20 protein-coding genes are annotated in these 20,755 nt (G+C 69.8%); 9 read left to right on the top strand and 11 right to left on the bottom strand.

The genetic code is table 11. The annotated features are described in order from the left end of the window. Positions 1 to 95 precede the first annotated feature (95 nt). Together ACZYZ9_RS07045 and ACZYZ9_RS07040 are read left to right on the top strand one after the other, a co-directional pair. The gene (locus ACZYZ9_RS07045) at positions 96 to 407 is read left to right on the top strand and encodes a PE family protein (RefSeq protein ID WP_463825525.1); all 312 of its coding nucleotides are present in this window, start codon (positions 96 to 98) and stop codon (positions 405 to 407) included. Positions 408 to 420: 13 nt separating this feature from the next. Then, positions 421 to 1,680 (top strand): PPE family protein, encoded by a 1,260-nt coding sequence (locus ACZYZ9_RS07040; RefSeq protein WP_463825963.1) that lies wholly within the window; start codon positions 421 to 423, stop codon positions 1,678 to 1,680. Between the two features lie 3 nt (positions 1,681 to 1,683). Here ACZYZ9_RS07040 and ACZYZ9_RS07035 read toward each other — a convergent pair whose 3' ends face one another. After that, positions 1,684 to 2,322, bottom strand: coding sequence for a PaaI family thioesterase (locus tag ACZYZ9_RS07035; RefSeq protein ID WP_463825524.1), 639 nt, complete (start codon positions 2,320 to 2,322; stop codon positions 1,684 to 1,686). Beyond that, positions 2,319 to 3,617, bottom strand: a complete 1,299-nt coding sequence (locus ACZYZ9_RS07030; RefSeq protein ID WP_463825523.1) for an adenylosuccinate synthase — start codon at positions 3,615 to 3,617, stop codon at positions 2,319 to 2,321. Before ACZYZ9_RS07030 ends, ACZYZ9_RS07035 begins: the two co-directional genes overlap by 4 nt. 89 nt (positions 3,618 to 3,706) lie before the next feature. On the opposite strand from ACZYZ9_RS07030, the gene ACZYZ9_RS07025 reads away from it, so the two are divergent. The 3 genes from ACZYZ9_RS07025 (at position 3,707) to ACZYZ9_RS07015 (ending at position 6,172) form a co-directional block, all read left to right on the top strand. After that, positions 3,707 to 4,360 (top strand): peptidase M50, encoded by a 654-nt coding sequence (locus ACZYZ9_RS07025; RefSeq protein ID WP_463825522.1) that lies wholly within the window; start codon positions 3,707 to 3,709, stop codon positions 4,358 to 4,360. 9 nt (positions 4,361 to 4,369) lie between these two features. Continuing rightward, a complete protein-coding gene (locus ACZYZ9_RS07020) occupies positions 4,370 to 5,149 on the top strand; it encodes a site-2 protease family protein (RefSeq protein ID WP_463825521.1) in 780 nt (259 codons plus the stop codon). Positions 5,150 to 5,278: 129 nt separating this feature from the next. Beyond that, positions 5,279 to 6,172 carry a cation diffusion facilitator family transporter gene (locus ACZYZ9_RS07015; protein ID WP_463825520.1) on the top strand — a complete coding sequence of 298 codons (894 nt, stop codon included), beginning with the start codon at positions 5,279 to 5,281 and terminating at the stop codon, positions 6,170 to 6,172. Here ACZYZ9_RS07015 and ACZYZ9_RS07010 read toward each other — a convergent pair whose 3' ends face one another. After that, positions 6,173 to 6,586: a DUF3151 domain-containing protein gene (locus tag ACZYZ9_RS07010; protein WP_463825519.1), complete on the bottom strand. Its 414-nt coding sequence runs from the start codon at positions 6,584 to 6,586 to the stop codon at positions 6,173 to 6,175. Positions 6,587 to 6,656: 70 nt separating this feature from the next. On the opposite strand from ACZYZ9_RS07010, the gene ACZYZ9_RS07005 reads away from it, so the two are divergent. Further along, entirely contained in the window at positions 6,657 to 7,457 is an 801-nt protein-coding gene (locus ACZYZ9_RS07005; RefSeq protein ID WP_463825518.1) for an Rv0361 family membrane protein, read from the top strand. On the opposite strand, the gene fbaA is transcribed toward ACZYZ9_RS07005, so the two are convergent. After that, positions 7,454 to 8,488 carry a class II fructose-bisphosphate aldolase gene (fbaA, locus tag ACZYZ9_RS07000; RefSeq protein ID WP_463825517.1) on the bottom strand — a complete coding sequence of 345 codons (1,035 nt, stop codon included), beginning with the start codon at positions 8,486 to 8,488 and terminating at the stop codon, positions 7,454 to 7,456. The two genes, ACZYZ9_RS07005 and fbaA, sit on opposite strands and share 4 nt — an antisense overlap. A gap of 84 nt (positions 8,489 to 8,572) precedes the next feature. On the opposite strand from fbaA, the gene ACZYZ9_RS06995 reads away from it, so the two are divergent. Further along, a complete protein-coding gene (locus tag ACZYZ9_RS06995; RefSeq protein WP_463825516.1) occupies positions 8,573 to 9,262 on the top strand; it encodes a VTT domain-containing protein in 690 nt (229 codons plus the stop codon). On the opposite strand, the gene ACZYZ9_RS06990 is transcribed toward ACZYZ9_RS06995, so the two are convergent. From ACZYZ9_RS06990 to ttfA, 6 genes are read right to left on the bottom strand one after another with little or no spacing between them, the layout of a single operon-like run. Continuing rightward, on the bottom strand, positions 9,245 to 10,357 hold the full coding sequence (locus ACZYZ9_RS06990) for a glycoside hydrolase family 76 protein (RefSeq protein ID WP_463825515.1): 1,113 nt from the start codon (positions 10,355 to 10,357) through the stop codon (positions 9,245 to 9,247). The genes ACZYZ9_RS06995 and ACZYZ9_RS06990 overlap by 18 nt on opposite strands. A gap of 16 nt (positions 10,358 to 10,373) precedes the next feature. Next, entirely contained in the window at positions 10,374 to 11,018 is a 645-nt protein-coding gene (locus tag ACZYZ9_RS06985) for a TrmH family RNA methyltransferase (protein ID WP_463825514.1), read from the bottom strand. Continuing rightward, complete coding sequence (locus ACZYZ9_RS06980; RefSeq protein WP_463825513.1) at positions 11,015 to 11,923, bottom strand: hypothetical protein; 909 nt, start codon at positions 11,921 to 11,923, stop codon at positions 11,015 to 11,017. The genes ACZYZ9_RS06985 and ACZYZ9_RS06980 overlap by 4 nt, the downstream gene beginning before the upstream one ends. Before the next feature lie 9 nt (positions 11,924 to 11,932). Beyond that, positions 11,933 to 12,472: an orotate phosphoribosyltransferase gene (pyrE, locus tag ACZYZ9_RS06975; RefSeq protein ID WP_463825512.1), complete on the bottom strand. Its 540-nt coding sequence runs from the start codon at positions 12,470 to 12,472 to the stop codon at positions 11,933 to 11,935. Further along, positions 12,459 to 13,271, bottom strand: coding sequence for an SDR family NAD(P)-dependent oxidoreductase (locus ACZYZ9_RS06970; protein WP_463825511.1), 813 nt, complete (start codon positions 13,269 to 13,271; stop codon positions 12,459 to 12,461). The genes pyrE and ACZYZ9_RS06970 overlap by 14 nt, the downstream gene beginning before the upstream one ends. Before the next feature lie 6 nt (positions 13,272 to 13,277). Beyond that, complete coding sequence (gene ttfA, locus ACZYZ9_RS06965; protein ID WP_463825510.1) at positions 13,278 to 14,132, bottom strand: trehalose monomycolate transport factor TtfA; 855 nt, start codon at positions 14,130 to 14,132, stop codon at positions 13,278 to 13,280. Positions 14,133 to 14,422: 290 nt separating this feature from the next. Here ttfA and ACZYZ9_RS06960 point away from each other — a divergent pair, with 290 nt between their 5' ends. Next, positions 14,423 to 17,329, top strand: a complete 2,907-nt coding sequence (locus ACZYZ9_RS06960; protein WP_463825509.1) for a PE family protein — start codon at positions 14,423 to 14,425, stop codon at positions 17,327 to 17,329. An 11-nt stretch (positions 17,330 to 17,340) separates the two neighbouring features. Continuing rightward, a complete protein-coding gene (locus ACZYZ9_RS06955) occupies positions 17,341 to 18,150 on the top strand; it encodes an enoyl-CoA hydratase/isomerase family protein (RefSeq protein WP_463825508.1) in 810 nt (269 codons plus the stop codon). Here ACZYZ9_RS06955 and clpB read toward each other — a convergent pair. After that, complete coding sequence (gene clpB, locus ACZYZ9_RS06950) at positions 18,116 to 20,662, bottom strand: ATP-dependent chaperone ClpB (protein ID WP_463825507.1); 2,547 nt, start codon at positions 20,660 to 20,662, stop codon at positions 18,116 to 18,118. The two genes, ACZYZ9_RS06955 and clpB, sit on opposite strands and share 35 nt — an antisense overlap. Positions 20,663 to 20,755: the final 93 nt, after the last annotated feature.

The following is a 20,755-nucleotide window of genomic DNA, read 5'->3' as shown; positions in this document are numbered from 1 at the left end:
CCACGCTTCTCGCCTCATATTTTGAATTTTCGTGAAACTCTTGTGAAACTCTGCTGAGTCGCTGTGAGTTCTGGCCTAGGGCCGAGGGAGGGTGCATGTCGTTCGTGACGACCCAGCCGGACGCGCTGGGCGCAGCCGCGCACGACCTGGCGTGTATCGGGGCGGCCATGCGTGCTCTCAACGATGCATCGGCCGCCCTCACCACCGCGCTGCCGCCCGCGGCCGCAGACGCGGTGTCGGCAACGACGGCACTGCGGTTCGCCTACCACGCGAACATGTATCAGCTGGTCAGTGCGCAGGCCGCGGCCGTGCACGAGCAGTTCGTCGCTGCGCTGGCATCCGGCGGTGGCTCGTATGCGGCCACCGAGACCGGCAACGCCGCCGCGACCGGTTCGGCCGGGGTGTAACGCGATGCAGGGCCTGGACTTCGGCGAGCTGCCCCCCGAGATCAATTCGGCCCGTATCTACGCCGGACCCGGATCGGGGCCATTGATGCAGGCCGCGGCTGCCTGGGAGCGGCTGGCCGGCGAACTCAACGCGGCCGCGGAGTCGTACGCCGCGGTGATCTCCGGCCTTACCAGCCAGGAGTGGTTGGGGCCGTCGTCACTGTCGATGGCGGCCGCGGTCACGCCGTACCTGACGTGGATGCGCGGCACTGCCGTCCAAGCCGAACAGGCCCGCGCCCAGGCGCTGGCCGCTGCGAACGCCTACGAGGCGGCCTATGCGGCCACGGTGCCGCCCGCGGCGGTTGCGGCCAATCGCAGCACGGCGATGTCGCTGGCCCGGACCAATATTTTCGGGCAGAACACCCCCGCCATCGCGACCACCGAGGCCAACTACGGCGAGATGTGGGCGCAGGACATCGTCGCGATGGACGGTTACGCCGGCAACTCCGAGGCCGCCTCGCAGTTGGATCCGTTCACCTCGCCCCCGGCCACCACCGACGCCGCTGCCGCCGCGGCCGCGCCGGCAGCCACGGTGGGTGACGTGATCGGCGACCTGATCGCCGGCCTACCGAACCCGTTCGAGGACCTCGACCTGCTGGTGCTCGGCACGCTGGGCCTCTCGGCTGCCAGCCTGGTCGTCGCGCTGGGGCAGTTCAGCGAAGAGGTTCGCAGCGACGAGGTCGAGGAGCAGGAGCTGCAGGCCGGCAACGAGCTCGAACAGAACGAGCTCCAGGCCGGCCAGGCGGGGTTTGCCGAGGAGCCGTACCTCGGGCGGGCCGCATTGGCGCCGCGACCGATCGCAGCGGGGGCCGCCGCGATCTCCGGCAATTCGGCCAGCCTCAACGGGCTCTCGGTGCCGCAGAGCTGGTTCCTGCCCCCGGCGGTGCGTCAAGTCGCCGCGATGTTCCCCGGCACCACACCGCTGTTCACCGGCGGCGAAGGTGGCGGCTATGTGGGCTTGGCCGCGGCCGGTCTGGCCGGCACCGGTCTGGCCGGGCTGGCAGCGCGGGCCGGTGCGTCGTCGACGCCGACCCAGGCGGCCCCGGCCGCCGGTGCGGCCGCCACCCGGCCCGCGGCCAACACGCCCGCGATCCCGGCCGCCGCCGCGGGCGTGCAGTTTCCGGGGTTGCCGTCCGGGCTGCCGCCCGGCGTGGTGGCCAATCTGGCGGCGACGCTGGCCGCCATCCCCGGGGCGACCATCATCGTGGTGCCGCCGGATCCCCAGCAGCAGTAGCGATCAGGGCTGACCGGGCAGCAGCCGCACCATCAGCCCGTTGCCCTCCGCGAGCAGGTTCTCGTCGGCATCCACCAGCTCCGCGGACACGAACGCTTTGCGCCCCTCGGTGCGGGTGACCCGCCCGCGGATGGACAGCGGCTCATCGATCGGGGTGACCTTGCGGTAGTCGACGTGCAGGAAGGCGGTCCGGCTGATCGGCCGGCCGGCTGCGTGCGAGATCATGCCGAACGTGTGGTCGAACAGCAACGGCAGCACTCCCCCGTGCACCGCCATGTTGCCGCCGACGTGGAAACGGCTGAAATGACCGGTCATTTCCACGCCGTCGGGACCGTAACGGGTCAGGTCCCACGGCGGCAGCAGCAAACTGCCCATGCCGGGCAGATCCGGCGTCCGGCCGGCAGGTGAGATACCTTCGGCGGCCTGAAACGGTCCCAGCAACTCGACCAGCGCGGCGGCATGCTCGGCGGCCCTGTCCCACACGTCGTCGTCGGGCGCAGCGGACACCGCAAGATCCTGGACCCGGCGCATGGCGGTGACGAAGCGCCGGAAACCCGCACCGGGATCGGCCGGCCCGAATTCCGGGAAGCCGCCGTGGTGCTCGTATTCGGGGTCGAGGTCCTTGGGGTCCGGGTCGGTCACGGACGCGCCGCCAGGACGTCCCGGCGCACGATGGTCTGGTCGCGCCCGGGACCCACGCCGATGCACGAAACATGCGCTCCGGCAAGCCCTTCCAGCCGCAGCACATAGTCGCGGGCCTTAGCGGGCAGGTCGTCGAACTCGCGGGCGGTCGAGATGTCCTCCCACCAGCCGGGCAGCTCCTCGTACACCGGGGTGGCGTGACACAGGTCGCTCTGGGTCATCGGCATCTCGTCGGTGCGTTTGCCGCCGACCTCGTAGCCGACACACACCGGCACCGTCTCCAGGCTGGACAGCACATCGAGCTTGGTCAGGAAGTAGTCGGTGATCCCGTTGACCCGGGTCGCGTATCGCGCGATGACGGCATCGAACCAGCCGCAACGGCGACGCCGGCCGGTGGTGACACCGAACTCGCCGCCCGTCTTGGACAGGTATTCGCCGTTCTCGTCGAACAGTTCGGTCGGGAACGGGCCCGAGCCCACCCGGGTGGTGTAGGCCTTCAGGATCCCCAGCACCGTGCCGATGCGGGTCGGGCCGATGCCCGAACCCACCGCCGCGCCACCGGCCGTCGGATTCGACGAGGTGACGTAGGGGTAGGTGCCGTGATCGACGTCGAGCAGGGTGCCCTGCGAGCCTTCCAGCAGCACCGTCTCGCCCGCGTCCAGTGCGTTGTTGAGCAGCAGCCGGGCGTCGGCGATGCGGTGCCGGAAACCTTCGGCCTGCTCCAGCAGTGCCTCGACCACCTGGCCGGGTTCGAGCGCTTTGCGGTTGTAGATCTTGACCAGCACCTGGTTCTTGAACTCCAGTGCCGCCTCCACCTTGTGGGTCAGCTGGTCGGGGTCCAGCACATCGGCGACCCGGATTCCGATCCGGGCGATCTTGTCCTGGTAGCAGGGTCCGATGCCGCGGCCGGTGGTGCCGATCTTCTTGCTGCCCATGTAGCGCTCGGTGACTTTGTCGATGGCCACGTGATAGGGCATCAGCAGGTGGGCGTCGGCGGAGATCAGCAGCCGGGAGGTGTCGACACCGCGGTCTTCCAGGCCTTTGAGCTCGTCGAGCAGGACGCCCGGGTCGATCACCACGCCGTTGCCGATGACGTTGGTGACCCCCGGGGTCAGCACGCCGGACGGGATCAGGTGCAGCGCGAAGTTCTCACCGGTCGGCAACACGACGGTGTGCCCGGCGTTGTTGCCGCCTTGGTAGCGCACCACCCACTGCACGCGTCCGCCGAGCAGATCTGTGGCCTTGCCTTTGCCTTCGTCGCCCCATTGGGCGCCGATCAGCACGATTGCCGGCATGACGTGCTCCCACCTCGTCTGGCGGGTTATGCCCGCTTATTGTGGTCCAGCCGGTGACCTACCCTATCCTGCGGTGCGCAAGGAGTGTCATGAACGCGCCTATTAACCGGGCGGAAACCGCGGTCAGCGTGGCGGTTCTGCCGTTCGACGAGGGACCGCTGCCGCCCGCGTTGCGAGGTCTGGATGTCGGCGGAACCGACATCATTGCCCTCCCGGGCCGCTATCGGCGGCTCGTTGTCGTCGGCGCCGACGCCGACCTGGCCGCCGTACTGACCCGGCTGTTGCGCGTCGACCGGCTGGACGTCGAAGTGGCGTACGTCCCGCGCCGGCGCACCCGCGCCAGCCGGGCCTACCGGTTGCCGACGGGATCCCGGGCGGCGCGACGGGCCGTCGGTGGCACCGCGCGCCGGGTCCCGCTGATCCGCGACGAGACCGGGACGGTGCTGGTGGGACGGGCCAGCTGGGTGCCGGCCGAGGGGTCGCCGGCGATCCGTGGCGAGGCGATCGTCGACGACACCGTGCTGTTCGACGGGGACGCCGCCGAGGTGTGGATCGAGCCCACGGCGGCGATCCCGGGTCTGCGGGCGGGGTTGGCGGGCCGCTGGCCGCGCTGGGTGAGCGGGCGTGCCGCCCAGCTGGGCACCCCCGGCGCCCGCGTGCTGCGTGACGGTGTGCCGGCCAAGCGTCCGGTGCGTCGATCGACGTTCTACCGCAACGTCGAGGGCTGGTTGCTGGTCCGGTAGCTTCGACCGGTGAGCGATCGGCGGGTGCACGAATCGGTGCGGCCCAGCCCGATCTTTCTCGGCCTGGTCGGGTTGACCGCAGTCGGCGCCGCACTGGCCTGGGCGGCCGGATCCACGGTGCGGCCGCTGGCTTACGCCGGCGTGTTCGTCTTCGTCATCGCGGGGTGGCTGGTGTCGCTGTGCCTGCACGAGTTCGGGCATGCCTACACCGCCTGGCGATTCGGTGACCACGATGTCGCGGTGCGCGGTTACCTCACGCTGGATCCCCGCCGCTACAGCCATCTCGGCCTGTCACTGGTGTTGCCGATGGTGTTCATCGCCCTGGGCGGTATCGGGCTGCCGGGGGCCGCGGTCTATGTGCGGACCGGGTCCATGTCTCCGGCGCGGCGCACCATGGTGAGCCTGGCCGGGCCGGTGATGAATCTCCTGCTGGCCGTGTTGCTGTTGACGACGGTCCGGTGGTGCTACCAGCCGTCGCACCGGGTGCTGTGGGCCGGAGTTGCGTTTCTGGGGTTCCTACAGATCACCGCGGTGCTGTTGAACCTGCTGCCCATCCCGGGCCTGGACGGCTACGACGCGCTGGAGCCGCACCTGAGCCCGCAGACCCAGCGCGCGGTGGCCCCCGCCAAGCAGTGGGGCGTCTTCTTTCTGCTGTTCGTGCTGTTGTCGCCGGTGACGAGTCAGTGGTTCTTCGGGCTCGTCTACGAACTCTTCAGCTTGTCGGGGGTGTCGCCGCGGCTGTCGGGGATGGGCGCCGGGCTGACCCGGTTCTGGGGTTCGTTGTTCTAGGCGTGCCGGCGTGCTGGCCACCGAGCCGGTAAGCACGCCCACCCCGTCCGGCGTGTCGGGTGCGTGGATTCAGTGTCGCGGCGCTGGCACTGTTGCGATATATGCGTGATTGCGCATATATTACTCGCCATGGGCGCCGGACACAGTCACACCCCCGCCGAGGCGGACGCCTCGCGGATGATCCCCAAGATGATCGGCGCCGCCGCGATCCTGGCGACGTTCTTCGTCATCGAGCTGACCACGTCGTTGCTGATCAACTCCATCGCGCTGCTGGCCGACGCCGGCCACATGCTCACCGATGTGGTGGCCGTCTTCATGGGACTGGCCGCCGTCGTCCTCGCTCGCAAAGGCAGCTCGTCGCCGAACCGCACCTACGGCTGGCATCGCGCCGAGGTGTTCACCGCGGTGGCCAACGCCGCGCTGCTGGTCGGGGTGGCGGCGTTCATCCTCTACGAGGCGATCGACCGGCTCGGCGGCGCACCGACCGTGCCAGGCCTGCCGATGATCGTGGTGGCGCTGGCCGGAGTGGCCGCCAATTTCGCCGTGGCCATGCTGCTGCGCTCGCACTCCGAGGACAGCCTGGCCGTCAAGGGCGCCTACATGGAGGTGGTGGCCGACACCGTCGGCAGCATCGGGGTGCTGATCGCCGGGATCGTCACCGTCACGACGCACTGGCCCTACGCCGACGTGGTGGTCGCGGTGCTGGTCGCGCTGTGGGTGCTGCCGCGGGCGATCGCGCTGGCCCGGGCGGCACTGCGCATCCTGTCCGAATCGTCTCCCGCGCACATCGACGTCGACGAGTTGCGGTCGGCCCTCGGTGCGGTGGACGGGGTCACCGAGGTGCACGACCTGCACGTGTGGACGCTCTCCCCCGGCAAGGACATGGTCACCGCACACCTGACCAGCGCAAGCGACTCGGCCCGGGTGCTGCACGAGGCACGCGCGGTGCTGTCGGCGCGCGGGTTGGAGCACGCCACCGTCCAGATCGACTGCCCGGACGGCCACTGCGAAGAGACGTTCTGACTACAGCCCCAGGGCGGGCCGCGCGCCGGGGTCGCAGTCGTCGAGCAGATCCAGGCAGCGCCGGAACTCGTCGGTCTCCCCGATGGCGTCGGCGGCGCGCGCCAACGCGGCCACGCAGCGCAGGAAACCCCGGTTCGGCGGGTGCTGGTAAGGCACCGGCCCGAACCCTTTCCAGCCGTTGCGGCGCAGCTGGTCCAGGCCCCGGTGATAGCCGGTGCGCGCGTAGGCGTAGGCGGTGATCGCCCTGTCCTCGGCCAGCGCCTCTTCGGCGAGTGCAGCCCAGGCCACCGACGCCGACGGGTGCGTCGCGGCGACGATGCCCGGCTTCTCGCCGGCCAGCAACTCGGCTTCGGCTTCGCTGTCGCCGGGCAGCAGGATCGGATCAGGTCCCAGAAGGTCACCCATCGGTGTCATGCGGCCCATTCTGCCAATTCGGCTGCCGCGGTGAGCACACCAGCCGCGGTTGGGTCGCTAAGCTCCTTCTATGCCCAACGCACCCGAGCCAGGCCGCGACCGCACCGGTTTCCGCGGCAAACCGGGCAGCCAGCGCGACCCCGGCGAAACCCAGAACCCACCGCCGGCATCCGGTGAGGCCGAAACCGAGACGCTGAAACTCGCCAAGCAGCAACCGGTGGCGGCCAGCGAACCGGCCGAGGCCGAAGAACCGGAACGGCGCTTCACCGCACCCGGCTTCGACGAGAAGGAAACCCAGGTGATCGCCACGGCGCCGGAGGCGGCCACCGAGGCGTTCCAGACCCAGCCGCCCGCCGCCCAGCCGACGCCACCCGCCAAAGCGGCCGTGCCCCAGTCGATCCCCGGGCGGACCGGGGGCAAGGCGTCGTTCAAGAACCGCAACTGGGGCTGGGTGCTGGCCATCGTGGTGATCGTGCTGGCACTGGCGGCGATCGCCATCTTCGGCACCGTCCTGCTGACCCGCAAGGACCATCCGAAAGCTTCGCAGGAAGACCAGGTCAAGCAGACCATCCAGAATTTCGACATCGCGATCCAGCGGGGCGACCTGACCGCGCTGCGCAGCATCACCTGCGGGACCACCCGCGACGGTTACGTGGAGTACGACGAGAAAGCCTGGTCAGAAACCTACCGGCGGGTCTCGGCGGCCAAGCAGTTTCCGGTGATCGCCAACATCGACCAGGTGGTGGTCAACGGCCAGCACGCTGAGGCCAACATCACCACGTTCATGGCCTATGACCCGCAGACCCGCTCGACGCGCAGCCTGGACCTGCAGTTCCGCGACGACCAGTGGAAGATCTGCCAGTCCAGTTAGCCCGCGAGGGACTTGCCCGCGCAGTGCAGGTCGTTGCAGGCCTCCACCACCCGCTCGGCCATTGCGGCTTCGGCCTTCTTCAGATAGCTGCGCGGGTCGTAGACCTTCTTCGAGCCCACGTCGCCGTCGACCTTGAGCACGCCGTCGTAGTTGGTGAACATGTGGCCCGCCAGCGGGCGGGTGAACGCGTACTGGGTGTCGGTGTCGACGTTCATCTTCACCACGCCGTACCGCAGGGCCTCCTCGATCTCGGACTTCTCCGAGCCGGACCCGCCATGGAAGACGAAGTCGAAGGGTTGGGCGTCGTCGGACAACCCGAGCTTGGCGGCCGCCACCTTCTGCCCCTGCGCCAGGATGTCGGGGCGCAGCTTCACGTTGCCCGGCTTGTAGACGCCGTGCACGTTGCCGAACGTCGCCGCCAGCAGGTAATGACCATGTTCGCCGTGCCCCAGCGCGTCGATGGTCTTCTCGAAGTCCTCCGGCGTGGTGTACAGCTTGTCGTTGATCTCGTTGGCGACGCCGTCCTCCTCGCCACCGACCACCCCGATCTCGATCTCGAGGATGATCTTGGCCTCGGCCGCGTGCTTGAGCAGCTCGCGGGCGATTTCCAGGTTTTCGTCGATCGGGACCGCCGAGCCGTCCCACATGTGCGACTGGAACAACGGATTGTTCCCCGCGCGCACCCGTTCCGCGGAGATCGCCAGCAGCGGCCGCACGTAGGTGTCGAGTTTGTCCTTGGGACAGTGGTCGGTGTGCAGGGCCACGTTGATCGGGTACTTCGCCGCGATGACGTGGGTGAACTCGGCGAGCGCCACCGCGCCGGTCACCATGTCCTTGACCCCGAGGCCGGACGCGAACTCCGCACCGCCCGTCGAGAACTGGATGATGCCGTCGCTGCCGGCGTCGGCGAACCCTTTGATGGCGGCGTTGACGGTCTCCGACGAGGTGCAGTTGATGGCCGGGAACGCGTAGGCGTTCTTCTTGGCGCGGCCCAGCATCTCGGCGTAAATCTCAGGGGTTGCGATGGGCATGGAACGGCTCCTCCTACAGAGACTCTTCTCAAGACCTAGAGACTGGGCCTACTCAGTATTACAACGCCGGTATGTTGAAGCATCATGAGCACTACCGTCGTAGCCTCCGGCAGCATCCTGGACCCGATGTTCTGGATCGGCCCGGAGGGTCTGTTCGCCTCCGCGGTACTGCCGACCATCCTGGTCATCGTCTTCGTCGAGACGGGTCTGCTGTTCCCGCTGCTACCCGGCGAGTCGCTGCTGTTCACCGGCGGATTACTGGCCGCCAAAGGGACGCTGGACATCTGGGTGCTGGCACCGGCCGTCGCCGTGGTCGCGATCCTCGGTGACCAGACGGGATATTTCATCGGTCGGCGCATCGGCCCCGCGCTGTTCAAACGGGAGGACTCCCGCTTCTTCAAGCAGCACTACGTGACCGAGTCGCACGCGTTCTTCGAGAAGTACGGACCGTGGGCCATCATCCTGGCCCGGTTCATGCCGTTCGTCCGGACGTTCACCCCGGTGGTGGCGGGCGTGTCCTACATGCGCTACCCGGTGTATCTGGCCTTCGACATCGTCGGCGGCGTGCTGTGGGGCGGCGGCGTCACCATCGCCGGTTATTTCCTGGGCAACGTGCCGTTCGTGCACCAGAATCTGGAAAAGATCATCCTGGGCATCCTGTTCGTGTCGATGATCCCGGCGTTCATCGCGGCGTGGAAAGGCTTTCGCGGCCGACGCCGGGCCGCTGCGGCGGCGCCCGAAGACGAGGCCGATCCGCTAGTGCTTCCCGACTGACGCGACGCTGTGGGCGGCTTCCATCAGCATCCAGCCCGACAGTTGCACCGACAGGTCTCGCTCCGGGATCTCCGAGCTGTTCACCGCGCCCGCCACGAACTGCGCCTCTTTGCCGGCGGCGACGGGTATCTCGGCGTCGCGGTCCCAGAACGCGCCGAACACCGGTAGCCCGTCCACCGTCTGGCGGTTCTCCCACGCCGACTTCGCCGAGGACAACACGATCTTGGCAGCGGTGTCCCGGGCCGCCACGTCCTCGGCGGCGTCCCCCGGCAGGTCGGTGGCGACCAGCGCCAGATAGCGCGCGGTGATCCCGGCGAACAGGCCGCCGTCGCCGCCCCCGGCCCCCCGCAGCACACCGGCGGGCGCCATCTCGCTGTCAACCGCGGCAACCAGGCGGTGCACCCGCGGCCGGTGCCGGTCGTCGTGGGTGCGTTTGGCCAGTTCGGTCTCCAGCCCCAGCACCACACCCTGGCAATAGGTGTATTGCGCGCGGACCAGTGAACCTTCTTTGATGCCGTCGAACACCAGGTGGTTGTCAGGGTCGATCAGGGTCTCGTCGATCCAGTCGGCCAGCTGCTGCGCCCGCCGCAGGTGCCCTTCGTAGCGGGCCAGGAAGATGCCCGCCGGACCGTTGGCGGGTGCGTTGAAGAACCGGTCCTGTTTACGCCACGGGATGCCGCCGCCATGCTCGGGCATCCAGGCGTTGACGAACTGCCTGGCCAGCTTGGGCAGCGCGCGGCTGCGCTCCACCCCGACCAGGCGGGCCGCACGTTCCAGCGCCAGCGCCAGCCAGGCCATGTCGTCGTAGTAGCTGTTGGTCCAGCGCAAGTTGTTGCGCAACCGGTGCGAGCGGACCTGCCGGTTGATCCGGGTGTGCCGCTCCGGCTGCGGGTCCCGCAACTGCGCGTCGATCAGGCAGTCCAGCAGGTGGGCCTGCCACCAGTAGTGCCAGGTGCCGAACAGCCGGTCGTGCCGATTCGACGGCCAGGCCACCACCCCGAGCTGGGTGACGGGCAGACCCCACAGCCGGGTCAGATTCCGTTGCGTGACGGCGGCTTCGGAGCTGGCGGCGCGGTTCGCCCATACCTGGTCCATACCTGTCGATCCTGCCCTACCAAGCCTGGGAGAGATCACCGTGCTGGCGGATCCAGGTGTGCATCGCGATGCCCGCAGCCACCCCGGCGTTGATGCTGCGGGTCGAGCCGAACTGGGCGATCGACACCGTGAGCGCCGCGCCGCCGCGGGTGTCGTCGGTGATGCCCGGCCCTTCCTGGCCGAAAACCAGCAGACAGCGGCGCGGCAGGGTGGTCCCTTCCAGCCGGGCGGCACCGGGGACGTTGTCCACCGCGACGACGGTCAGCCCGGCGCCCGCCGCGAACTCCATCAACTCGGCGGTGCTGTCGTGGTGGCGCAACCGCTGGTAGCGGTCGGTCACCATGGCGCCGCGCCGGTTCCAGCGCCGACGGCCGACAATGTGCACGGTGTCGACGGCGAACGCGTTCGCGGTGCGCACCACCGACCCGATGTTGGCGTCATGGCCGAAGTTCTCGATCGCGATGTGCAGGGGATGCCGCCGGCGGTCGATATCGGCGACGATCGCCGCCCGGGTCCAGTACCGGTAGGCATCGACGACATTGCGGGTGTCGCCGTCGCGCAGCAGCTCCGGGTCGTATCTGGGGTCGTCGGGCAGGTCCCCGGACCACGGTCCGACTCCGGCGGCCGGCACACCCCATTCGGTGGGCCCCGGCTCGGTCACTTGGTGGTCCACACCGCGGCGTGGGTGCCGACGATCGCGACCGTCGCGTACAGCAACGCCTGGTTGATCTCGCCCTGCGTGCACAGGGATGCGTTGACCTGCACCGCATCCCGTGAGGCGTCCGGCAGCAGCAGCACCGAGGACCCGTAGGCCGTGCACCCCGGGTTCAGCCCCTTGCCGGGTAGCGTCGGCGCGGCCGTCAGCATCAGCGGCCCGCCCCGCGTTGCGGAGTCGTCGCGATACCGCGCCCCTTCGGCGTCGGCCTGCAGGCCCAACAACATGTAGCCGTTGCCGTTGAACGCCGCGGGGTTGCTCAATTGGGCCTGATTCACCGGTACGCCGTCGGCGCGCCAGGCCGACACGCTGGTGGTCTTCACCACCAGGCCGGTGTCGCTCTCCTTGGTCGGCAGCAGGCCCACCGGGAACGCCGCCGGGTAGGCGGCCGCGGTGCCGGCGATGCGGTCGTGCGGCGAATACAGGTACACCCCGCGCACGGCGCTGCGGTCCTTCGTGGGTCCCAGGCACGCGGTGCCGGTGAGCCGGTCCGGTGGCGCTCTCAACGGCGAGACGATGTCGGACACCTTGGTGACCGCTTCGTCGCAGCTGCCCAACCCGGTCGACTCCATCGGATGCGACAGCGCGCCGTAGAGGCCGAAACGCAGTTCTTCGGCCCTGGCGTGCGGCTGGTGCGGATCGGTCGGCGACGCGTCGACGTCGAACAGCACATAGTCGTCGGACCAGCGCAGGTTGGTGACCGACACGTTCCAGCCCAGCACCGCCTGCGATTCTCCGACGTGGGCGCGGAACGCGCCGTAGATGCGACCGGAATGATCCGAGCCCGAACAGCCGAGCACCGTGGCCAGCACAGTGGTCAGCACGAAGGCCAACACCACCGGGACGCGCACGCAGCGACCCTAGCCCAGCCCCAGGTCAGCTAGGCCCAGCACACTGCGGTACGGCAACCCCTCGGCCCGGATGGCTTCCGCGGCACCGGTTGCCCGGTCCACCACGGTGGCCACGCCGACCACCTCACCGCCGGCATCCTGGACGGCGCGCACCGCCGTCAGCGCCGAACCGCCGGTGGTGCTGGTGTCTTCTACCACCAGCACGCGTTGACCGGACACCTCGGAACCTTCGATAAGCCGTTGCAGGCCATGGGCTTTCGCCGACTTGCGGACCACGAATGCGTCGATCGGGCGGCCCGGCGCGTGCATGACGGCGGTGGCCACCGGATCGGCCCCCAGCGTCAGGCCGCCGACCACCGCGTAGTCCCAGTCGTGGGTGAGCTCGCGCATCAGCCGGCCGATCAGCGCGGACGCGCGGTGGTGCAGGGTGGCGCGGCGCAAATCGACGTAGTAGTCGGCCTCCTTGCCCGACGACAGCGTGACCCGACCGTGCACCACCGACAGCCGGCGCACCAGGTCGGCGAGTTCGGCGCGCTCAGGTGCGGCCACGGCCACCGCCGATCCGTCGATTGACCGCCGCAATCACGTTGCGGGGTGAATACCGTCCGGTGGCCGCGCGCAACACCCCACGTGGCACCACGCCGCTGGCACCGATCAGAGCCTTGTATCGGAGGCTGGGAACACTGACCGCCTTGCCGCGAGCGATGTCGGCGAGACTTTCGCGTACCACGTCGTCGACCTCGAGCCATAGCAGCGCGGGGACCTTTGTCACGTCCGCCCCGGCCCGAGTGTGGAATTCGGTGTGCACGTAGCCCGGGCACACCGCATGCACCCCGACGCCGGTACCACGCAACGCGTCGGCCAGGCCCTCGGTGAACGAAACCACCCAGGCTTTGGACGCGGCGTACATCGATCCCCGGCCGGGCAGCAGCCCGGCCACGCTGGCGATGTTGATCACGGTGCCGGCGCCGGCGTCGAGCATGGCCGGCAACGCGGCACGGGTCAGGTGCATCACCGCGGTGACGTTGACGTCGAGCTGCTGTTGCAGGACTGCGGGGTCGGCGTCGCAGAATTCGTCAGACGTGGCGAAACCGGCGTTGTTCACCAGCACCCGCACCCCGGCGGCCAGCCGTTCGGCGACCTTGGCACGGTCGTCGGCATCGGCCAAGTCTGCTTGCAGGATCTCGACCGCGCCCGGCTGCGCGGCCAATTCGTCGGCGAGTTGCTCAAGGCGCACCGCGTCGCGGGCAACCAGGACCAGGTCGTAGCCGTCGTGGGCGTACCGGCGCGCGTAGCCCGCACCGATTCCGGACGTGGGCCCAGTGATCAACGCAACAGGTCGAGGCATGAACTCTCAGTGCTGGTAGTTGCTGGCCTGCTGGCCGTTGCGTCCCGCTCGCGGCGGACGCGGAGCGCCTTCGGGACGGCTCTCCTCGCGGCGGACGGGCTCCGCCGCCCGACGTCCCAGATCAGACATGATCCCGGCGGCCGGGTCGGCTTGCGTACGCCGCGACGGCAACTCCGCGCGGGCGGCCGAAGCCAACGGACGGCCCGGAGCACGCAGATTCTCGGGTTCGCCGGGCTCCTCGGCTGCGTCGGCGGGCAGCGGCGGCAACACCCGCAGCAGGTCGTTGAACTGACGGACGGTGCGCAGGCCCTCGTCCCACTGGGCACGGGTGCTGGCGATCGGCATCGCGACCAGCGTCCAGTGCTGCTCGTTCCACATGATCTCGGCGCAATCGGGGGCAGTGTGGGCGAAAGTGACCATCCGCCGGTCGCAGGCCCGCCGGGCCGCATCGAGGTTGGTGGAGTAAACCATCCGCGGCCCGATCGCACCGAGCAGCCAGATGTCGCTTTCCCGTGGCTCCTTGAGTCCCTTGAGCCGCAGGTCCACCACCACGTTGGTGCCGACCTTGCGGTGCAGCGCGATCACGGTGGCGACCTCTTCGAGGTCGAAGATGTACACCGCTTCGCCGCGGATCTGGCCCAGCACGACGTTCTGGGCCGGGACATCGCCGACCGTCGACATCACGCCGCGCTTCCACCGGTGCAGGATGTCGGTCGATTCGCGTTCGTAGTCGAACCCGTGCGATCTGGCCCACGACCTGCGGCGTCTGCTGCGTCCGCGACGTCGATCGATATCGACGTACAACAACACCGCCGCACCGACGAAGCACAGTGCGGACAGTGTGAACCAGAGCGGGACCATCGCAGCACAGCTTATCTGTTGTGCGGGTGGAACACAGAATCCGAGCAGGTCACAACCGCGTCACAGGTGCGGTGACCGGCGGGGCGGAACGGTGCGGCGGGCAGGCAGCAGGCGAATTGCACGGCCATTTTCATTGATCTGTATTTCATGAATTTCATTTGGCCATCAGCCGAAATGCGTCAGGCCTACCGATTCGGCAAAAGCCCGACGAACCAGTGGCGGGCTGAGTAACGTCGTTGCAGCTCACCTGCCGTCAGCGAACAAATTCCCCGCTCTTGAATGGATTCACCATGGCACTATTGGTCACCCCGCAAGCTCTGCAACAAGCGGCCGACGAATTGGTCGGCATTCGCTCGACAGTCACGCAGGCCAGCACGGTCGCCGCGATACCGACCACCGGCGTGCTTGCCGCCGCCGGGGACGAGATCTCCGCGGCGATCGCCGCCCTGTTCGGCAACTATGGCCGCGACTACCAGCTCCTGGTGGCCCGGGCGGCGGCGTATCACGACCAGTTCGCCGCGGTGCTTGGCGGGGCGGGACGGGCATACGCCGCAGCTGAAGCCGCGAACACCGCTCCCCTTCAGCTGGTCGAACAGCTCATCAACGCACCTACGCAAACCCTGCTGGGACGCCCACTGATCGGCAACGGCGCCGGCGGCACGGCGGCCAGCCCCAACGGCGGCGCCGGGGGTCTGCTGTGGGGCAACGGCGGCAACGGCTACTCGCCCAGCACACCGGGCGTTGCCGGCGGCGCCGGTGGTGCCGCCGGTTTGATCGGCAACGGCGGCAACGGTGGCACCGGTGGGGCCGGCGCCGCGGGCGGTGCCGGCGGCAGCGGTGGCTGGCTGCTGGGCAACGGCGGGGCCGGCGGGGCGGGTGGTGCCGCCGCGATACCCGGTGGCGCCGGGGGCGACGGCGGAGCCGGCGGGGCGGCCCGACTGATCGGTACGGGCGGCGTCGGCGGCAACGGTGGGGCCGGCGCGACCGGGGCGAGCGGCGCGGACGGCATAGCCGGCGCTCCGGACGGCGCCACTGGCGGCCAGGGTGGCAGCGGGGGCAACGGCGGTGCCGGCGGAGGCGGCGGCCTGCTCGGCAGCGGCGGTATCGGCGGCGCAGGTGCGGCGGGCGGCGCGGGTGGTGCAGGCGGTTTGGGGCACGACGGCGCCGTCGGTCCCGTTCGCGGCGCCGACGGCACCGACGGCGGCAACGGCGGATCCGGCGGTCAGGGCGGCAACGGTGGCGCGGGTGGCGCGGGCGGCACCAACGCCCTGGGCCAGACCGCCGCCCAGGGGGTCGGTGGCGCAGGTGGCACCGGCGGGGCCGGCAACGCACCCGGTGACGGCGGGGCGGGCGCCACCGGCACCTGGACCGTCAATGCCGGCGTCGGCGGTGCCGGCGGCAAGGGCGGCGACCCGGGGCTCGGCGGTGGCGGCGGTGCCGGTGGCGCGGGTTCCACCCGGGGTGCAGACGGAGCTGCCGGGTCCTCCCCGACCACCGGAGGTGACGGCGGAGCCGGCGGCACCGGCGCCGACGGCACCATCCCGGGCGCCAACGGCGCGGACGGCGGCGACGGCGGCGACGGGGGCAAGTACGGCAACGGTGGGGTCGGGGGTATCGGCGGCGAGGGGGCCGACGGGTCGGCCGGTTACACCGCCGTGACCGGAGACGGCACCGATGGCGGCAGAGGTGGCGATGGCGGCAGTGGGGGCGACGGTGGAAACGGTGGCACCGCAGGCGGCGTCGGGGGTATGGGCGGGACCGGCGGAAATGCCGGCCACGGCGGCACCGGCGGCAATGGCGTTGAAGGAGCCACCGCCGTCCTCGCCGGACAAGACGGCGGCGACGGCGGCGACGCGGGTGCCGGCGGTGACGGCGGCCGCGGTGGCGACGGCGGGACGGGTGGGACCGGAGTGGGTGGGCAGGCGCTCAGCGGTGCCGGCGGTGACGGCGGTGACGGCGCAGATGCCGGCGTTGCCGGCAAGGGCGGAAACGGTGCCATCGGAACCTCGGCAACCTTCGCCACCCCGATCGGCGGCCTCGGTGGCGACGGCGGCGACGGGGGCAACTCCGGGACGGCGGGAACCGGAGGGCACGGCGGGCTGGGCTCTTCGGCAGGCGACCAGGGCAGTGACGGCGTTACCTTCGCCGCGGGCGACGGTGGCAGAGGCGGTAACGGTGGCACGCTGACGACCAGCAACGGCAGCGGGGGTGACGGCGGGAGCGGCGGCGCCGGCGGCCAGGGCGGCACCCAGGCAGCGGGCGGAACCGGCGGTGACGGCGGTGACGGCGGTCGCGCCATATTCTTCTCAGCCAGCGGGTCGGGCGGCGCAGGAGGCGAAGGCGGTGCTGGCGGCGACGGCGTAACCGGCGGAAACGGCGGAAAGGGCGGCGCAGGTGGCGGCTCGAGCGTGCTTGGGGGTGGAGCAGTCAACGGCGGCCTCGGCGGGGACGGCGGAGACGGTGGACGCGGCACGGCAGGCGCGGGTGGTCATGGCGGCGCGGGTGGCGACGGCGGTACGTCGACCGGAACCAGCGCCGGTAACGGTGGCAGCGGCGGCAAAGGTGGCGACGCCGCCAACGGCACCGCCGGTCAGGGCGGGAACGGCGGAACCGGCGGAGAGGGCCGGACCGCAAACGCGGCCGCCGGTGACGGCGGCACGGGCGGTGAGGGCGGCAACGCCACCAACGGCACCGGCGGTAAGGGCGGGGACGGCGGTATCGGCGGTAACGCCGCCGTGCTGTCCGGTGGTGACGGCGGAGACGGCGGCACGGGTGGTGCCGGTGATCCCGGCGGGGCCGGCGGCACTGGCGGACAAGGCGGCTACGGCGGCACCGTAGGCCAGGGCAACGCGCCCGGGGGTGGCGGCGGCGACGGCGGCGACGGCGGCCAGGGAATCGGTGCCGGCAGCGGCGGAAACGGCGGCACGGGTGGCAACGGTGGCGACGGTGGCCGCGGGACGCCGCTCGAACCGGGTGGCGACGGTGGTAGCGGCGGTACCGGAGGCGACGGCGGCGACTCCGACTCCGGCAGCGGCGGGCCCGGTGGGGACGGCGGCAGCGGCGGCGCCGGCGGACCCGGAATGCTCGAGCTCGGACTCGGGGGTGGACCCGGCGGGCCGGGTCAGCCCCCGAACGGCACCATCGGCGGCAGCGGCGGTACCGCGGGTACCGGCGGAAGCGGCGGCGGACAAACATAGGCGAGGTGTCCATGCACTACCGGGACTATCGGCTGCTGCGTGTGGCCGCCGGGGATGGGATCTGCCGGGCGTCTATCGACAATCCGCCGATCAACCTGCTCGATGTCGCACTGCTCACCGAACTCGACCGGCTGCTCATCGAGGTGGCCGCCGATGACGGGGTGCGGGTGCTGGTACTGGACTCGGCGGACCCGCAGACCTTCATCGCGCACGCGGACGTGGCGCTGATCGCGCACCTGCCACCCGATGACGTCGGGCTGCATGAGGAGTTGTCGCTCTTCCACGCCCTCACCGAGCGGGTGCGAACCCTGCCGAAAGCGACCATCGCCGTCATCGAAGGGGTGTGCCGCGGCGGCGGCTGCGAACTGGTCATGGCTTTCGACATGCGTTACGGGGCAACCGGCACAACGGTTTTGGGCCATCCGGAGGTGTCGGTGGGCATCGTTCCCGGCGGTGGCGGCACCCAGCGGCTGCCGCGGCTGGTGGGCCGGTCGCGGGCTCTCGAAGTGATCCTGGGCGGTCTGGACGTCGATGCCGAGACCGCCCAGGCCTGGGGTTACCTCAATCGGGCGCTGCCGGCCGACGAGTTGCGCCGGTTCGTCGACCGGCTGGCCCGCCGGATCGCGGCCGCCCCGGGGACCGCGATCGCGGCAGCCAAACTCGCGGTGGACGCCGCGTCCGCGGACCTGCCGACCGGCCTGCGCATCGAAGACCAACTGTTGCGCCAAACCGTCGCCACCCCGGTGGCCCGCCAGCTGCTGCAGGCGGCGACGGACACCGGGCGGATCAACCGAGGACCAGCGAGTCCCCGTCCGCGCTGACGTTGACCGGCACCACGTCGCCGTCGTGCACGTCGCCCGCCAGCAGCATCTTGGCCAGCTGATCGCCGATCGCCTGCTGCACCAGCCGGCGCAACGGTCGCGCCCCGTACACCGGGTCGAATCCGCGGTGCGCCAGCCACTGCTTGGCCGGTAGCGACACCTCCAGCTGCAACCGCCGCTGGGCGAGTCGTTTGGCCAGTTGGACCAGCTGGATGTCGACGATCTGCACCAGCTCCTCGGGGTTGAGGCCGTCGAAGATCAGCACATCGTCCAGGCGGTTGATGAATTCCGGCTTGAACGCCGAACGCACCGCCGCCATCACCATCTCCTCGGTGCCACCGGAGCCGAGGTTGGAGGTCAGGATCAGGATGGTGTTGCGGAAGTCCACCGTGCGGCCCTGGCCGTCGGTCAACCTGCCCTCGTCGAGCACCTGCAGTAGCACGTCGAACACATCCGGATGCGCCTTCTCCACCTCGTCGAACAGCACCACGGTGTAAGGCCGGCGGCGCACCGACTCGGTCAGCTGACCACCCTGGTCGTAACCGATGTAGCCGGGCGGCGCACCGACCAGCCGAGCCACCGAGTGCTTCTCGCCGTACTCACTCATGTCGATGCGCACCATGGCGCGTTCGTCGTCGAACAGGAAGTCCGCCAACGCTTTTGCCAGCTCGGTTTTACCGACACCGGTCGGTCCGAGGAACAGGAACGAGCCGGTGGGCCGGTTCGGGTCGGCCACCCCGGCCCGGCTGCGGCGCACCGCGTCGGACACGGCCTGCACGGCCTTCTTCTGCCCGACGACGCGCTTGCCCAGCTCGTCTTCCATGCGCAACAGCTTGGCGGTCTCACCTTCCAGCAGCCGCCCAGCTGGGATGCCGGTCCACGCCGACACCACGTCGGCGATGTCGTCGGGGCCGACCTCCTCCTTGAGCATCACGTTCTCGCGGGCCTCGGCCTGCGGGATCGCCGCGTCGAGCTTCTTTTCGAGCTCGGGGATGCGGCCGTAGCGCAGTTCGGCGGTCTTTTCGTAGTTGCCGTCCCGCTCGGCACGCTCGGCTTCGCCACGCAGCGTTTCCAGCTGTTCCTTGAGTTCGCGGACGACGTCGATAGCGTTCTTCTCGTTCTGCCATCTGGTGGTCAGCTCGGCCAGCTTCTCTTTGTAGTCGGCCAGTTCGGCGCGCAGCTTCTCCAGTCGCTCGCGTGAGGCGGCATCCTCTTCCTTGGCCAGCGCCATCTCTTCGATCTCGAGCCGACGGACCAGCCGCTCTACCTCGTCGATCTCCACCGGACGGGAGTCGATCTCCATCCGCAGCCGCGACGCGGACTCGTCGACCAGGTCGATCGCCTTGTCCGGCAGGAAACGCGCAGTGATGTAGCGGTCGGACAGCGTGGCCGCGGCCACCAGCGCGGAGTCGGTGATCCGCACGCCGTGGTGCACCTCGTAGCGGTCCTTGAGGCCGCGCAGGATGCCCACGGTGTCCTCCACCGACGGCTCGCCGACGAACACCTGCTGGAAACGGCGCTCCAGCGCGGCGTCCTTCTCGATGTACTTGCGGTACTCGTCGAGCGTGGTCGCGCCGACCAGTCGCAGTTCGCCGCGGGCCAGCATCGGCTTGATCATGTTGCCGGCGTCCATCGCCGATTCGCCGGTGGCACCGGCGCCGACGATGGTGTGCAGCTCGTCGATGAACGTGATGATCTGCCCGGCGGAGTTCTTGATGTCGTCGAGGACGGCTTTGAGTCGTTCCTCGAACTCACCGCGGTACTTGGCGCCGGCCACCATCGATCCGAGATCCAGGGAGACGACGGTCTTGTCGCGCAGGCTTTCCGGCACGTCGCCGGCGACGATGCGCTGGGCGAGACCCTCCACGATCGCGGTCTTGCCGACGCCGGGCTCACCGATGAGCACCGGGTTGTTCTTGGTACGGCGGCTCAGCACCTGCACCACCCGACGAATCTCGTTGTCGCGCCCGATGACCGGGTCGAGTTTGCCGTCGCGGGCGCGTTCGGTGAGGTCGGTGGAGTACTTCTCCAGCGCCTGATAGGTGGCTTCGGGGTCGGCGCTGGTCACCCGCGCGCTGCCGCGCACTTTGACGAACGCGTCACTCAACGCCTGCGGCGACGCGCCGTGGCCGGTAAGCACCTTGGCGACGTCGGAGTCACCGGTGGCCAGGCCGACCAGAAGGTGCTCGGTGGAGACGAACTCGTCGTCCATCTCGGTGGCCAGGTGCTGGGCGGTGGTGATCGCCGCCAGCGACTCGCGGGACAGCTGGGGTTGCGAGCTGGCTCCGCTGCTCTGCGGCAACCGGTCCAGCAGTCGCTGGGTCTCAGTGCGGATGGCGGCGGGCTCGACACCGACAGCCTCCAACAGGGGGACGGCGATCCCGTCGTTCTGGGTAAGCAGCGCCATCAACAGATGGGCCGGCCTGATTTCGGGGTTGCCCGCGGACGATGCCGCCTGCAGTGCCGACGTCAGAGCCGCCTGCGTCTTGGTGGTCGGGTTGAAAGAGTCCACGACACCTCCGTTTCTGATACGTAGTTCAAAATCTCGTCGCGTAGTCCAACGCCGTCAAGGTTGAGTCTGTTCCGCTCAACTCTAACTTAATGT

The sequence above is a fragment of the Mycobacterium sp. IDUB_28 genome, from assembly GCF_055419285.1.
Note: the sequence above shows the minus strand (reverse complement) of the source record. Positions and strands in the feature narration are given on the sequence as shown.

Excerpts from the sequence above, each read along its gene's own strand:
- ACZYZ9_RS07045 (WP_463825525.1), top strand. The coding sequence starts at position 96 with ATGTCGTTCGTGACGACCCAGCCGGACGCGCTGGGCGCAGCCGCGCAC.
- ACZYZ9_RS07030 (WP_463825523.1), bottom strand. The coding sequence starts at position 3,617 with ATGCCGGCAATCGTGCTGATCGGCGCCCAATGGGGCGACGAAGGCAAA.
- ACZYZ9_RS07025 (WP_463825522.1), top strand. The coding sequence starts at position 3,707 with ATGAACGCGCCTATTAACCGGGCGGAAACCGCGGTCAGCGTGGCGGTT.
- ACZYZ9_RS07015 (WP_463825520.1), top strand. The coding sequence starts at position 5,279 with ATGGGCGCCGGACACAGTCACACCCCCGCCGAGGCGGACGCCTCGCGG.
- ACZYZ9_RS07010 (WP_463825519.1), bottom strand. The coding sequence starts at position 6,586 with ATGACACCGATGGGTGACCTTCTGGGACCTGATCCGATCCTGCTGCCC.
- ACZYZ9_RS07005 (WP_463825518.1), top strand. The coding sequence starts at position 6,657 with ATGCCCAACGCACCCGAGCCAGGCCGCGACCGCACCGGTTTCCGCGGC.
- fbaA (WP_463825517.1), bottom strand. The coding sequence starts at position 8,488 with ATGCCCATCGCAACCCCTGAGATTTACGCCGAGATGCTGGGCCGCGCC.
- ACZYZ9_RS06995 (WP_463825516.1), top strand. The coding sequence starts at position 8,573 with ATGAGCACTACCGTCGTAGCCTCCGGCAGCATCCTGGACCCGATGTTC.
- ACZYZ9_RS06990 (WP_463825515.1), bottom strand. The coding sequence starts at position 10,357 with ATGGACCAGGTATGGGCGAACCGCGCCGCCAGCTCCGAAGCCGCCGTC.
- ACZYZ9_RS06970 (WP_463825511.1), bottom strand. The coding sequence starts at position 13,271 with ATGCCTCGACCTGTTGCGTTGATCACTGGGCCCACGTCCGGAATCGGT.
- ttfA (WP_463825510.1), bottom strand. The coding sequence starts at position 14,132 with ATGGTCCCGCTCTGGTTCACACTGTCCGCACTGTGCTTCGTCGGTGCG.
- ACZYZ9_RS06960 (WP_463825509.1), top strand. The coding sequence starts at position 14,423 with ATGGCACTATTGGTCACCCCGCAAGCTCTGCAACAAGCGGCCGACGAA.
- ACZYZ9_RS06955 (WP_463825508.1), top strand. The coding sequence starts at position 17,341 with ATGCACTACCGGGACTATCGGCTGCTGCGTGTGGCCGCCGGGGATGGG.